The organism is Candidatus Omnitrophota bacterium, from assembly GCA_034717435.1.
In the GTDB taxonomy this organism is placed as follows: domain Bacteria; phylum Omnitrophota; class JAUWXU01; order JAUWXU01; family JAUWXU01; genus JAYELI01.
In genome coordinates this window covers 1-12,848 of sequence record JAYELI010000028.1, presented here as the reverse complement: position 1 = coordinate 12,848, position 12,848 = coordinate 1, and the positions used below count along the sequence as shown (strand labels likewise).

General features: G+C 42.1%; 13 protein-coding genes and 1 pseudogene. All 14 read left to right on the top strand.

What is annotated here, in order from left to right:
* Positions 1-274 precede the first annotated feature (274 nt).
* The 14 genes and pseudogenes from polA to U9Q08_02015 all read left to right on the top strand — a co-directional run bounded on the left by polA (position 275) and on the right by U9Q08_02015 (position 12,630).
* Positions 275-2,926 carry a DNA polymerase I gene (gene polA / locus U9Q08_02080; GenBank protein MEA3328518.1) on the top strand — a complete coding sequence of 884 codons (2,652 nt, stop codon included), beginning with the start codon at positions 275-277 and terminating at the stop codon, positions 2,924-2,926.
* 104 nt (positions 2,927-3,030) lie between these two features.
* Positions 3,031-3,630 carry a dephospho-CoA kinase gene (gene coaE / locus U9Q08_02075; protein ID MEA3328517.1) on the top strand — a complete coding sequence of 200 codons (600 nt, stop codon included), beginning with the start codon at positions 3,031-3,033 and terminating at the stop codon, positions 3,628-3,630.
* A 16-nt stretch (positions 3,631-3,646) separates the two neighbouring features.
* On the top strand, positions 3,647-4,897 hold the full coding sequence (gene rho, locus U9Q08_02070) for a transcription termination factor Rho (GenBank protein MEA3328516.1): 1,251 nt from the start codon (positions 3,647-3,649) through the stop codon (positions 4,895-4,897).
* 96 nt (positions 4,898-4,993) lie between these two features.
* Positions 4,994-5,194, top strand: a complete 201-nt coding sequence (gene rpmE, locus U9Q08_02065; GenBank protein MEA3328515.1) for a 50S ribosomal protein L31 — start codon at positions 4,994-4,996, stop codon at positions 5,192-5,194.
* A 4-nt stretch (positions 5,195-5,198) separates the two neighbouring features.
* Positions 5,199-6,275 (top strand): peptide chain release factor 1, encoded by a 1,077-nt coding sequence (prfA, locus tag U9Q08_02060; protein MEA3328514.1) that lies wholly within the window; start codon positions 5,199-5,201, stop codon positions 6,273-6,275.
* Positions 6,265-6,942: a peptide chain release factor N(5)-glutamine methyltransferase gene (prmC, locus tag U9Q08_02055; GenBank protein MEA3328513.1), complete on the top strand. Its 678-nt coding sequence runs from the start codon at positions 6,265-6,267 to the stop codon at positions 6,940-6,942. Before prfA ends, prmC begins: the two co-directional genes overlap by 11 nt.
* A 66-nt stretch (positions 6,943-7,008) precedes the next feature.
* Positions 7,009-8,274, top strand: coding sequence for a UDP-N-acetylglucosamine 1-carboxyvinyltransferase (murA, locus tag U9Q08_02050; protein MEA3328512.1), 1,266 nt, complete (start codon positions 7,009-7,011; stop codon positions 8,272-8,274).
* Between the two features lie 11 nt (positions 8,275-8,285).
* On the top strand, positions 8,286-8,537 hold the full coding sequence (gene rpsP, locus U9Q08_02045) for a 30S ribosomal protein S16 (GenBank protein MEA3328511.1): 252 nt from the start codon (positions 8,286-8,288) through the stop codon (positions 8,535-8,537).
* An 8-nt stretch (positions 8,538-8,545) separates the two neighbouring features.
* A pseudogene (gene trmD, locus U9Q08_02040) lies at positions 8,546-9,275 on the top strand (tRNA (guanosine(37)-N1)-methyltransferase TrmD).
* A complete protein-coding gene (gene rplS / locus U9Q08_02035) occupies positions 9,249-9,551 on the top strand; it encodes a 50S ribosomal protein L19 (GenBank protein MEA3328510.1) in 303 nt (100 codons plus the stop codon). Before trmD ends, rplS begins: the two are co-directional and overlap by 27 nt.
* Before the next feature lie 140 nt (positions 9,552-9,691).
* Positions 9,692-10,285 carry a ribonuclease HII gene (locus U9Q08_02030; GenBank protein MEA3328509.1) on the top strand — a complete coding sequence of 198 codons (594 nt, stop codon included), beginning with the start codon at positions 9,692-9,694 and terminating at the stop codon, positions 10,283-10,285.
* Complete coding sequence (locus U9Q08_02025) at positions 10,278-10,748, top strand: divergent PAP2 family protein (protein ID MEA3328508.1); 471 nt, start codon at positions 10,278-10,280, stop codon at positions 10,746-10,748. Before U9Q08_02030 ends, U9Q08_02025 begins: the two co-directional genes overlap by 8 nt.
* Complete coding sequence (locus U9Q08_02020) at positions 10,745-11,668, top strand: L,D-transpeptidase family protein (GenBank protein MEA3328507.1); 924 nt, start codon at positions 10,745-10,747, stop codon at positions 11,666-11,668. The genes U9Q08_02025 and U9Q08_02020 overlap by 4 nt, the downstream gene beginning before the upstream one ends.
* The gene (locus tag U9Q08_02015; protein MEA3328506.1) at positions 11,665-12,630 is read left to right on the top strand and encodes an acetyl-CoA carboxylase carboxyltransferase subunit alpha; all 966 of its coding nucleotides are present in this window, start codon (positions 11,665-11,667) and stop codon (positions 12,628-12,630) included. Before U9Q08_02020 ends, U9Q08_02015 begins: the two co-directional genes overlap by 4 nt.
* Positions 12,631-12,848: the final 218 nt, after the last annotated feature.

Below are 12,848 nucleotides of genomic sequence, written 5' to 3'. Positions count from 1 at the left end.
CTGAGATTCTTCGGCCTTCGGCCTCAGAATGACCTTTTTAGCGTTATTATTTTTAATTTCGGTTAAGGTGCGCACTTTTAAAACATAAATCGCTCTAAAACTGTGCACTTTTAATTCGTAGATAACAATCAAGAATTTTCTCTTGACATTTCTAATTATATTATATATACTAAACTAGTTTTGAAATAGATAAATGTTGAATTTCTTGAAGTTATGAGCGTTCTGCGAGGTTCCAACTAACATCCAGCCATCTTTAGCTTCTTAAGGCTTCCGTATGTCCAAGAGATTATTCTTAATTGATGGAAATTCATTTTGCTATCGTGCATTTTATGCCATCAGGGTCCTGACCACATCCCGGGGACGGCCTACCAATGCTATTTATGGCTTTATCGCCATGCTCAATAAGATCATCAAAGAGAAAAAGCCCGATTATTTGGCGGTTACCTTTGACTTAGCCGGACCTACTTTTCGGCATGAAAAATTTAAAGAGTATAAAATTCAGCGTCAGCCTATGCCTGACGATCTAATAGGCCAACTACCGTTAATTAAAAAGGTTATAAGAGGATACAATATCCCGATCTTTGAGAAACAGGGTTTTGAGGCTGATGACGTGCTTGCCTCCTTAGCCAGGAAGGCCGCAGATAAATCAATGGATGTTTATATAGTTACCGGCGATAAAGATGCCCTTCAACTCGTGGATTCTCATATAAAGGTCTATAGCCCCCATAAAGAAGCCGTGATTTATGATCGTAAGGCAGTAATGGAGAGATTTGGGGTTGGCCCTGATAAGATGGTTGAAATTATGGCTCTGGCCGGTGATCCTACAGATAATATTCCCGGTGTACCGGGCATAGGAGAGAAAACAGCCGTGAGTTTAATTAAAGAGTTTGGGACATTGGAAAATGTATTAGCTAATCTTGATAAGATCCGCAGCGTTAAACTCCAACAGGCGTTAAGCGAATTTGCCGAACAGGCAAGATTAAGCAAAGAGCTTGCCACTGTCAATTCGGATTTAGCCCTGGATGTAGATTTTGATGAACTTAAAGTAGGTAATTCGAATAATGAAGCATTACGCAGCCTATTTAAGGAATTTGAATTTAAGTCCTTGTTGAAAGATTTAACTTCCGGCAAACAAGCCCTGAAAACAGATTATAGGTTGATTTCCTCTAAGGAAGAGTTTGGACAGTTTTTAGACAAACTTAAGAAACTGGATGGTGTTACGCTTGATTTTGAAACCACCGGTAAAGACCCGATGCGGGCCGAACCTATCGGGATTTCTTTCAGCTGGGAGGAACAAGAAGCATACTATATTCCCCTGGAACAATCGTGGCTGGAAAAGTCAGATATATTTAAAAAGTTAAAGCCGGTATTAGAAGATAAAAATATAAAAAAATATGGACAAAATATTAAGTACGAGGTTATAATTCTGGCAAATTACGGAATAGATTTAAAGGCAGTGGCCTTTGACACCATGGTTGCCTCATATTTGCTTAATCCCTCCAAGCCCAATCATTCATTGGATGAAGTAGCGTTAGAATACTTGGATTACCGGATGATTTCTTTGCAGGAATTGATTGGCAAGGGTAAAAACAAATTGAAAATGAGGGATATTGCCCTGGAAAAACTGTCTGAGTACAGCTGTGAGGATGCAGATATTACGATGCGGCTTAAAAAAGTCTTAGAGCCTAAACTGAAAGAGAAAGGCCTTTACGGACTTTTTTGCGACGTTGAAATTCCTTTGATAAAAGTCCTGGCCAGGATGGAGCTGAACGGGGTGGCTGTTGATACCGAAATGTTGGCTGTGATGTCAAAGACAATGCAGACCTCTCTTGAAAGGATTACGTCTGATATATACGGTTTGGCCAAAGGAGAGTTTAATATAAATTCACCCAAACAGCTCAGCCGGGTATTGTTTGAAAAACTTAAACTGCCGGTAATTAAAAGAACCAAAACAGGATTTTCTACGGATGTAAGGGTTTTGGAAAAATTGGCCCCTAAACATCCTTTGCCCGCGGCATTATTAGAATACAGAGAATTATCCAAGCTTAAATCTACCTATGTGGATGCCTTCCCCCAGTTGATAAATTTCAGAACGCAGCGTGTTCATACCTCTTTCAACCAAACGATTGCTGCCACAGGGAGACTGAGCAGTTCTCAGCCAAACCTTCAGAATATTCCCATCAGGACTCAGGCCGGTAAAGAGATCAGGAAAGCCATTATTGCCGGCAGTGCTGATTCGGTGATTGTTTCGGCTGATTATTCGCAGATTGAGTTAAGGGTATTAGCCCATCTTTCTAAAGATGAGAGTTTAATAGAGGCCTTTAACAAAGGCCTGGACATACATAATCATACCGCTTCACTGATATTCGCGGTAGACCCCAAAGATGTCACTTCTCAAATGAGGGCTATTGCCAAAACAGTCAATTTTGGAATAAACTACGGGATGAGCCCTTACGGACTCTCAAAATCTCTGGGTATTGAGATTGAAAAAGCAGAGGAATTTATCAGTTCTTATTTTGCCAGATATCCTAAAGTAAAAGACTATATGACTTCTCAGATTAAAAAGGCCCGACAAACGGGATTTGTAACTACTATTCTTAATCGCAGGCGCTATATCCCGGGAATGGATAGTTCCAATAGATCGATCAGGGAATTTGCTGAAAGGACGGCTGTAAATACTCCTGTTCAGGGAACAGCCGCTGATTTGATTAAAGTGGCTATGATCGAGATTGATAACGCGCTGGCTGAAAGAGGATTATCGGCTAAAATGATCTTGCAGGTTCATGATGAATTGGTTTTTGAAGCCCCCAAAGATGAATTGAAAAAAATTGAGGAACTGGTAAAAGAAAAGATGGAAGGGGTAATCTCGCTTAAGATTCCGATCAAGGTGAAAATAAAGACCGGGAAGAATTGGTTCGAGGCATAAAAGCTATTGTTAAATTGCTAAATGGCTAAATTGTTAGATTGATACCTAAAGCGCTTTTTAATTTAGCAATTTAACAATTTAACAATAAAAAGAGGTAGTTAAAAATGATGGTCGTTGGTCTTACAGGCAGTTTGGGCACGGGGAAGACTACAGCGGCAAAAATGTTTGCAGGTCTTGGCGCAAAGGTGCTGGATGCGGATAAAATAGCCCATGGTCTTATTCAGCCGGATACAAAAGCATGGGAACAGATCGTTGTTTTGTTTGGCAGGAATATTTTAAATAAAAATCAGACTATCAGCCGGGGAAAATTAGGAAGCATAGTCTTTAATAATAAAAGATATTTAAAAAAATTAGAGAGCATAATTCATCCTTTGGTTATCCGAAAAATAACAAAGAGTCTTGAGCGGATCAGCCATAAAAGAAAAATCAAAGTGGTGGTGATCGATGCGCCGTTGCTGATCGAGGCAGGACTAAAGAAAAAAGTAGATAAGTTAATAGCGGTTAAGCTGGATCAAAAAAGCCAGATAACCAGGTCATTAAAGAAGCCTAACTTATCACAACGCCAGATCCTGAAAAGGATCGCTTTACAAATCCCATTGTCTAAAAAGATAACAATGGCCGATTATGTTATAGATAATAATAAAGGCTTGAAGAATACCGCGAGCCAGGTAAAGAAAATTTGGGAGGAAATAAAAAATGGCTGAAGTGCAGGAAATAAAAATGGATATCGGAAATTTAAAAGAGATGAAGATCACGAAATTAAGTAAATTAGGACGACAGTTGAAGCTGAACGGCGTTAGCAGCCTAAAGAAGCAGGATCTTATATTCAAGATTTTGCAGGCGCAGGCTGAAAAGAGCGGCCTTATGTTCGGAGAGGGAGTGCTGGAGGTATTACCGGACGGATTCGGGTTTTTAAGAAGCCCCAACTATAATTATTTTCCCTGTCCGGATGATATCTATATATCTCCTTCTCAAATCAGAAGGTTTAGCCTCAAGACCGGGGATACCGTCAGTGGACAGATCAGGCCGCCCAAAGAGGGAGAAAGATACTTTGCTTTGCTTAAGGTAGAAGCAGTGAATCTGGAAGAACCGGAAGCAGCCAGGGATAAAACCCTGTTTGATAATTTGACCCCTCTTTATCCTCAGGAACGCTATCTGCTGGAGACTTTACCTGAGAAGATTTCGATGAGGGTGATGGACCTGATTACTCCTGTGGGCAAGGGCCAAAGAGGCTTGATAGTAGCGCCTCCTTATAGTGGCAAGACCGTGCTGCTGCAGAAGTTTGCTAATTCCATTACCATTAGTTATCCGGAGACAATCTTAATAGTATTGTTGATCGATGAGCGGCCGGAAGAGGTTACTGATATGCAGCGTTCGGTTAAAGGAGAAGTGATAAGCTCAACATTCGATGAGTCGCCCGAACGTCATATTCAAGTGGCAGAAATGGTTCTCGAAAAGGCCAAAAGACTGGTTGAGCACAAAAAGCACGTGGTCATCCTTCTGGACTCTATTACCCGCCTGGCCAGAGCTTACAATTCCGTTATTCCTCATAGCGGAAAGGTGCTTTCCGGGGGCATAGATTCAAATGCCCTGCAAAAGCCAAAGAGATTTTTTGGATCTGCCAGGAATATCGAAGAGGGCGGCAGTTTAACGATAATCGCTACAGCCCTGGTAGACACGGGCAGCCGGATGGATGAGGTTATTTTTGAGGAATTTAAAGGCACGGGAAATATGGAATTGCAGTTAGACAGAAATATATTTCAGAGAAGAATTTATCCGTCTATCGATGTCAAAAGATCTAATACCCGCAGGGAAGAGTTACTGCTCGACCCGGAAGAATTAAGTAAAATGTGGATTTTAAGGAAAGTCTTAAACGAAGTATCCAGCGTAGAGGCCATGGAGCTTTTGGTCAAAAGGCTGAAAAAGTCAAAAACCAATGCTGAATTTTTGATGAGCATGGATCAGAAATAAACTGTTAAACTGCTAAACTGTTAAACGGTTATAACAATTTAACCATTTAACAGTTTAACCATTTGGCAATTTAGCAATATAAAAGGAGGCTGTATAATGAAAAAAGGCATTCACCCGCAGTACAAAGAAACCACAATAACCTGTGCCTGTGGAGAGGTTATTCACACTTGTTCTACCAAGCAAAATATCAAAGTAGAGATATGCAGCAAATGTCATCCGTTCTTTACCGGCAAACAGAAACTGATGGATTCTGCCGGGAGAGTCGAGAAATTTAGGAAGAGATACGGAAAAAAGTAATAGCATGGATAAGAAAACGGCCGAGAAATTAGATTCAATTTTAGAGCGTAACGAAGAATTGCAAAGTTTACTTGCCGATTCCCAGGTAATAGCCCGGCGGACCGAATATCAGAAATATGCCAAAGAACTGGCCGGCATTTCTAAAATCGCAAACAAATATAAAGAGTATAAAAAATTATCCGAGGAACTTCAAAAGATAAAAGAGCTTGTTCATAAAAATGACCAGGAAAAAGATTTTTTAGAACTGGCTGAAGAAGAATTTAGCAAGTTGAAAAAAGATGAAAAACACTGCCGGCAGGAGTTGGAAGAGATGTTGTACCCGCAGCCATTGGAGCTGGATAGAGATATAATCGTTGAGATCAGAGCGGGTACCGGAGGAGAAGAGGCAGCGCTTTTTGTAGCAAATCTATTCAGGATGTATAGCCGTTTTGCCCAGCTTCAAGGATGGAAGGTTGAAACCATGGACACCAGTCCTACCGGGATAGGCGGATTGAAAGAGATTGTTTTCTCAATAAAAGGAAAGGGAGTTTTTCAAAAATTCAAGTATGAAAGCGGCACCCATCGGGTTCAGCGCGTGCCGGCTACCGAAGCCGGAGGGCGCATCCATACTTCGGCCGCTACTGTTTATGTAATGCCCGAGGCCAAAGAAGTGGATATTCATATCAAACCTGAAGATCTGCGGATAGATGTTTTTAGGTCTTCGGGGAGTGGAGGCCAGCATGTAAATGTTACTGACTCTGCTGTTCGCATTACCCATCTTCCGACCGGGACAGTAGTCAGTTGCCAGGATGAAAGGTCTCAATATAAAAATAAAATCAAAGCGATGCGGGTCCTTCGCGCCAGGATTTTAGACAAAGAAAGAAGAGAGCAGCAGGAAAAGATCTCCCGGCAGAGGAAACTTTCAGTGGGCACAGGGGATCGCAGCCAAAAGATAAGGACATATAATTTCCCCGGCCAGAGGGTTACCGACCACCGGTTTGGCCTGACCTTACACAGTTTGGATAATATTTTGAACGGAGACCTTAACGAATTGATTGCCAGCCTGGCTGCCGGAGAAAAAGAGCTGCGAAATGAAGAGTGAATTATTAAACAGAGAAGATGAACCGTTGCAATATTTAATGGGGTCGTCGGAATTTATGGGCCTGGAGTTTAAAGTTAACCGGAATACCTTTATCCCCAGGCCGGAAACAGAGATTTTGGTGGAAACGATTTTGGGGTTAATCATTGGCCGGGGACACGGTTCTTATCTCCTTGACATTGGCACAGGTTGTGGTAATATAGCACTTACTTTAGCTAAATTTATGCCTGGTTTAAGGGTTTTGGCAACGGATATATCAGAATCTGCGCTTAAGACCGCCGGGTTAAATGCAAAAATACATAACGTAGATAAAGCATATTTTTTAAATATGGACATATTTAAAGGCTTATCTGCGGGGACGAACTTTAAGGCAATAGTTTCAAACCCGCCTTATGTTGCCGATAAGGACTTAATGTCTTTGCCGCCGGTGGTTAAACATGAGCCGTTAGCAGCCTTGGACGGTGGAAAAGACGGCCTTTTTTTCTTAAATAAAATAATAGAGGGGGCGCCGCGATACCTAACGAAAGACGGCTGGCTGGCTTTGGAAGTGGGGTATGATCAGGCCGGCAGGGTCGGTGAGAAAATTTCTTCTTCGGGTGAATTTAATGATCTTAGGATTATCAAAGACTACAGCGGTATTGACAGAGTGATTATAGCGAAAAAATCATAAAATACAGATAAACACAGATGTAATCCGTGTTAATCTGTGCACAGGAAAAATTAACAGGACTAATAAATGGAAGAGATTGTTATTAAAGGTGGCCAGAGGCTTAGGGGCACGGTAAAGATCTCAGGCGCTAAAAACTCTGCTCTCCCGATATTAGCGGCTACTTTGCTTACTGATGAGACCTCTGTGATTGAAAATATCCCTCACCTGAAGGATATTACCACCATGATCAAGATCCTTAAGTCATTAGGAGTTAAGGTAAGTTTCGATAAAGGCCGGGTAACCGTCAACCCCGGGCGTTTTAAATCTTACGAGGCGCCTTATAAGTTTGTTTCTACCATGCGTGCCTCCATTTGCGTCCTGGGGCCGCTGCTTGCCCGTTTAGGAAAGGCGCGAGTTTCGCTTCCCGGGGGTTGTGTTATTGGATTGCGGCCGGTCGATCTTCATCTTAAAGGGCTGGCAGCATTAGGCGCTGATATAGATATTCGGCATGGTTATGTCATAGCTAAGGTAAAAAGATTAACCGGCAGCGATAACATTTATCTGGGTGGTCATTTTGGCTCGTCGGTCTTAGCTACTGCTAATGTTATGATGGCCGCTGCTTTAGCCCGGGGCAGGACGATAATCGAAGATGCAGCTTGTGAACCGGAGATAACCGATCTGGCTAATTTTTTAAATAAAATGGGCGCAAAAATAAAAGGCGTCGGTAGCCATATGATTGTCATAGAAGGCGTAAAAAGATTAAAAGGGGCCAGGCATACTATTATACCCGATCGGGTTGAAACCGGAACCTATATGATAGCAGCAGCTATCACCGGCGGAGATGTTAATATAATTAATGCTAGGTTAAGGCATGTCAACGCAATAGTAGACAGGCTCGAACAGGCGAATGTAGAGATAAACAGATTAAGTAACGGCATAAGGGTGAGGGCGAGAGGGCCGCTCAGGCCTGTCGACGTTACTACTCTGCCTTACCCGGGTTTTCCTACCGATACGCAGGCCCAGATGATGGCCTTGATGAGCGTGACCGATGGAATAAGCGTTATAACCGAGAAGGTTTTTCCAGCGAGATTTTTACATGTTAGTGAATTGAACCGGATGGGTTCCAATGTATACCTTGAAGGTTCCAGCGCTATCATTAATGGGGTAAAAAAGTTAAGCGGGGCGTCAGTAATGGCTTCTGATCTCAGAGCCAGCGCTGCTTTGGTCCTGGCCGGTTTGGTAGCTGGAGGGCAAACAACAGTTTCCAGGGTCTATCATCTGGACAGGGGTTATGAGATGATAGAAGCAAAGTTACAGGCGTTAGGAGCGAAAGTAAAAAGGATTAAAAAATAAGGAGTGAGAAAATGTCAGTTGTTATCAGATTAAAAAGGATGGGTACCACCAAGAGACCTCATTATAAAATTGTGGTCTGTGACAGGCGTAAACCCCGCGATGGCAGGTCAATAGAAGATATCGGCTATTACAACCCCACCAAGAATCCGCCGTTGCTGGAAGTTAATAAAGAAAAGGCTGTTTACTGGCTGGGGAAAGGCGCCCAGGCTTCCGAGACGGTAGCCAGTATATTTAAGAAGAAGAAAATATCTAAACCCGCATGAGCCTGCGATTGCAGATAGATATCTTGACCCTTTTTCCAAAGATATTTAGCGGTCCGCTGACCGAATCTATTGTCGGGCGGGCCGTAAAGAAGGGTTTGGTCAAAATAACTTTGTACAATCTCAGGGATTTTACGAAAAATAAACATAAAGTTTGTGATGATAAGCCTTATGGCGGCGGGCCGGGTATGGTGATGAAACCGGAGCCCATATTTGAGGCAGTAGAGAAGATAAAAAAATCAAAAGCTAAAAATAAAAAATTGAAAATAGTTCTTTTGACACCTCAAGGTGAAAAATTAAACCAGAGATTAGCGGAAAAATTTTCCCGGTGCAGGCACCTTGTGCTTATTTGCGGGCATTACGAAGGAATTGATGAACGGGTAAGAAAACATTTGGCCACCGATGAAATTTCTATCGGAGACTATGTTACTACCGGCGGTGAACTGCCGGCGATGATCTTTATTGATAGTATGGTGCGTCTTATACCTTCTGTTTTGGGAAATAAAAATTCTTCTCTATTGGAATCTTTCCAAGGGGCACTGCTGGATTACCCGCAATATACACGGCCGGCTGTATTTAGAAATATGGAAGTGCCCAAAGAACTTTTAAACGGTAATCACGCAGTTATTTTAAAATGGAGGCATGAACAGGCGCTCAAGAGGACAAAGAATAAAAGGCCGGATTTGCTTAAGAGGAGAATTCGAAATGAATAAGATTAAAGAGCTTGAAAAACAATGGCTTAAAAAAGATGTCCCGGTATTTAACGTGGGGAATACGGTCAGGGTTTACGTAAAGGTAGTAGAAGGAGATAAGGTCCGCTCTCAGGCTTTTGAGGGAACAGTTATCGCCAAGAAAGGTTCGGGATTACGGCAAACCTTTACTGTCCGAAGGGTTTCTTACGGTGAAGGAGTAGAAAGGATATTCCATGCCCATTCGCCCAACGTGGAAAAGGTAACAGTAACCAAGAAAACAAAGGTAAAAAGGGCGAAGTTATATTACCTGAGGAAAAACAGGTGAAGTGTCAGAGTATCAGAGTGTCAGAGAGTCAGAGAGTCAGAGAGTCAGAGAGTCAAAGTAAAAACTCTGACACTAGCGAACGAAGTCCCCGAAGGGGGCGAAGTGAGCGATGACACTTTGACACTATGACACTTTTTAAGATGCAATATTACGAGAAAAAGGTTAAAAAAATGGGGTATCGTCTGATAGCCGGGGTGGATGAAGCCGGCAGAGGGCCTCTGGCCGGTCCGGTAGTAGCCAGTGCAGTTATTTTGCGTAAAACTATTAAAGGAATAAATGACTCAAAGAAATTATCTCCCGCTAAGCGCTATCGCCTTTTTTTGAAAATTATATCTACCTCGATAGTAGGTATCAGTGTTGTAAATGAAAGAATAATAGACAGGATCAATATTCTTAATGCCACTCTTAAGGCCATGGAAAAAGCCATATTTAATTTGACCGTAGCGCCGGATTATCTTTTGATTGACGGTCCTTCAGCTCCGCTAACTCCTTATCCGGCGCTACGGTTGATAAAGGGCGACCAAAAGAGCTGTTCGATTGCTGCCGCCTCTATCGTGGCCAAGGTAATAAGGGACAAGATTATGATGCTCTTTGATAAGTCTTATCCCCAATATGGGTTTTGTTTCCATAAAGGATATCCTACCAGACGACACATAACTTCTCTAAATAAATATGGCCCTTCTCCAATTCACAGGTATAGCTTTCGGCCGGTTAAGGAGTTGAAATATGATTGATGTTTTCATTCAGATAAGCAGGAATGGAGTTTTTTTAATTACCATGGCGGCCTGGTTTACGGCCCAGGCGATTAAAATAATTATTGGCGTAAAAAGGGAGAAAAGATTTAATTTTAAATGGATCTTTGAGCCCGGAGGAATGCCCAGCGCTCACACCGCTACCGTGTCTGCCCTGGCTACTTCCGTTGGTTTTTATTTTGGTTTTGATACAGGCCTTTTCGCGGTAACCTTTATTTTTGCGGTAATGATTATGTTTGATGCTGCGGGTTTAAGAAGGTCGGTAGGGCAACAAGCGGGCATTTTAAACAGAATGGTCAACGATATTTATATGAAGAAAAAAATAGAGGATGAAAAATTAAGAGAATTGTTAGGTCATACACCGATAGAGGTTATAGCTGGCGCAGTGCTGGGAGTTTCAATGGCTGTATTTTTGGTCGGGAGAATAGAAGGAGGATTATTTTGAAAAAACCAGCTTTGTTCGCAATAGGCGTCATACTGATTGTGGCTTTGGCAGGAGGCGTTCGATTGGCCAAGTTTAAAAAACCGGCCGGACAAGGCCGCGTAAGCCCGGCTGCTGCGGATGAATTGATCTATAAGAAGGCATTAAAATCAGCCAGTCAAGACAAACAAGAAGAATCCTTGTCTTACTGGAGAGATTTAGTGGATGAATTTCCGAAGTCGAAGTATGCCGGCGAAGCGTTATTTAATATTGGTAATGTCCGTTTAAAAGAAGGAAATCTTTTAGGGGCGGAAAAAACCTATCAGAGAATTATCCGGGATTATCCCAATAGCGAATCTGTAAAAAAAGTTCAGCAGGCTTTATGGCAGACAAAAATCAATATTCTATTTTCTCCTATTAAGACTGCCGATAGCCGGGTCTATGAAGTGAAAGACGGGGATGTGCTGGAGAATATTGCCAAAAAATTTAATACTACCGTTGAGTTGATAAAGAAAAGCAACCGGCTTACCGGCGATTTTATCCGCCGGGGACAGCGGCTGAAGATTTCAGTTTCAGAATTTAACGTAATTGTAGATAAGTCTCTCAACGCCCTTACGTTAAAAACAAATCAAGAGGTTGTCAAGGTATATACGGTTTCGACCGGCAGCCCGATCAGCCCAACGCCAGTCGGTACTTTTTCTATTATAACTAAACTGATTGATCCTTCCTGGAGGAATTTGTCTTCCGATAACCCGAAAAACATTTTAGGAAGCAGGTGGATGGGGTTCGCCGAACCGTATAGAGAGTATGGGATCCACGGCACAACCCAGCCCGAATCTATGGGAAAAAATATTACCAAGGGATGCGTTAGGATGTTAAATCAGGATGTAGAAGAACTGTATGCTATTCTGCCTTTGGGGGCCAAGGTGGTGATTATAGAATGACAATAGAGAAAAACGGATTGGATTTTGAAAAACCGATTTTGGAACTGGAAAAAAAGATAGCTGAGCTTAAAAGCCTTGCCTCTGAGGAAAGTATTGATTTTTCTTCCGAAATAGATAAATTAGAGAAAAAGTTAAAAAAAGTAAAAAAAGAAATATTTAATAATTTAACTCCCTGGCAAAGGGTTCAAGTTGCCCGTCATCCCCAAAGGCCTTATGCCTTAAATTATATTAATCTGATAATGAATGATTTTGTTGAGCTTCATGGCGACCGGACCTTTGGCGATGACCCGGCTGTTATCAGCGGCCCGGCCAGGCTGGATAACCAAAAATTAATGGTGATTGGACATCAAAAGGGCAGGGGGACAAAAGAAAGGCTGCGAAGAAATTTCGGCTGTACTCATCCCGAAGGGTATAGAAAAGCAATAAGACTGATGAAATTAGCCGAGAAATTTAATTTGCCGATAATCAGCTTTATTGATACACCGGGAGCTTATCCCGGGATAGGCGCTGAAGAAAGAGGCCAGGCAGGGGCTATTGCTTATAATTTAAAAGAGATGGCCGGATTAGCTGTCCCGGTTATCGTTGTGGTGATTGGAGAAGGAGGCAGCGGGGGTGCCCTGGGTATTGGCATAGGAAATAAGGTGTGTATTTTAGAAAATGCTTATTATTCTGTTATTTCACCTGAAGGGTGTGCAGCTATTCTCTGGAAAGATCGAACCAGAGCGCTTGAAGCAGCCGAGGCGTTAAAATTGACAGCCCAGGATTTATTACGGTTAGGTATTGTTGATGAAGTAATACCAGAGCCATTAGGCGGTGCGCATCGGGATCATGAACAGATGGCAAGGTCGCTTAAAACGGTCATCGTAAAACAACTAAAAGAACTTTCCCGGTTTTCTAAAAAAGAATTAATTCATCAACGATATGAGAAATTTAGAAAAATGGGGATTTTTGAGTCTGAATGATCGAGTTCTGGTTGAAACCAGGACATGTTATCTAAAAATTAAAAGTGGACAGTTTAAAGTTTAAAACTGCACACTCCCCAAGTCCTTAATTTTGTTCTTTTTAAGATAGGTGTCATCCTGAGGGAGCGTAAGCGACCGAAGGATCTCCCATAAAACCGTGTTTTCTGAGATTCTTCGGCCTTCGGCCTCAGAATGACCTTTTTAGCGTTATTATTTTT